The following is a 920-nucleotide window of genomic DNA, read 5'->3' on the forward strand; positions in this document are numbered from 1 at the left end:
AGACTTCCTTCTGCGGGGTTAGCCCAGCATGGCCAGCGTCGGGCGCAGCTCCACCGTGCCCGTCGCTGCGGCCGGGCAGCGCGCCGCCCATTCCTGCGCCGTGCCGATCTCCTCGACCTCGAGGAGGAAGAAGCCGCCGAGCTGCTCGCGCGCCTCCGGATAGGGGCCGTCCACCACCTGCGTCGCGCCGCTGCGCCCGCGCACCAGCCGCGCCGTCGCGGGCAGGTCGAGCCCGGCGCCGCCGCGGACCAGGCCGCTGGCGCCGAGCGCATCCACATACGCCTTCCAGGCCCCCCAATAGGCCGGCGCGCGCGCCGGATCGGTGCGCGCCGCGACGTCCTCGGCGCTCTCGTGAATCAGCATGGCCACCTGCATCGTCAGTCCCTTCGGTTGCGGCCGGCCGCATGCCGGTCCGCCAGGATGACGCAGGAGGGGAGGACATTTCGACATCCATCCGGCCGCGCGTTGCCGGCGGGCGCCGCGCTCAGCCGGTGGTGACGGCAGGCTCGGCGGCTTCCAGGATGCTGGCGACGCGGTCCGCCAGCTCGGCGCCGGTGATGGGCTTGCGCAGCAGGACGAAGCGGCCGCCGACCGCGTTGCCGACCGCAAGCGTCGCGGCATCCCCGGCATAGCCCGTCAGCAGGATGGCCGGCAGCGCGGGCTTGCGACGCTGCGCGGCGCGGATCAGTGCCACGCCATCCAGCCCGGGCATGGCGAGGTCGGTGACCAGGATGTCGAAGCAGCGCCCTGCCTCCAGGACGGCCAACGCGGCCGTGCCGTCGGCGGCCTGGGTGACGGCGAATCCCGCATCCTCCAGCTGGCCCGCCAGTACCTCGCGCACCACCGCCTCGTCATCCACCAGCAGGATGCGGCCCGGCTGGTCGCCGCGCGGCCGGCGGCCGGGGCGGTCGGGCGCGGGC

The 920-nt window shown here is 75.0% G+C and carries 2 protein-coding genes; both read right to left on the reverse strand.

The window, feature by feature from the left end; all coding sequences use genetic code 11:
• Positions 1-18 precede the first annotated feature (18 nt).
• Positions 19-363, reverse strand: coding sequence for a YciI family protein (locus OZN99_RS32500; RefSeq protein WP_270939308.1), 345 nt, complete (start codon positions 361-363; stop codon positions 19-21).
• 121 nt (positions 364-484) lie between these two features.
• Positions 485-920 (reverse strand): response regulator (locus OZN99_RS32505; RefSeq protein ID WP_270939309.1); only part of this gene is annotated, 436 nt, incomplete at its 5' end.

It is taken from the genome of Falsiroseomonas oryzae (assembly GCF_027856955.1).
In the GTDB taxonomy this organism is placed as follows: domain Bacteria; phylum Pseudomonadota; class Alphaproteobacteria; order Acetobacterales; family Acetobacteraceae; genus Falsiroseomonas; species Falsiroseomonas oryzae.

What these genes read in the sequence shown, in the direction of transcription:
- OZN99_RS32500 (WP_270939308.1), bottom strand. Translation starts at nt 363, where the DNA reads ATGCTGATTCACGAGAGCGCCGAGGACGTCGCGGCGCGCACCGATCCG.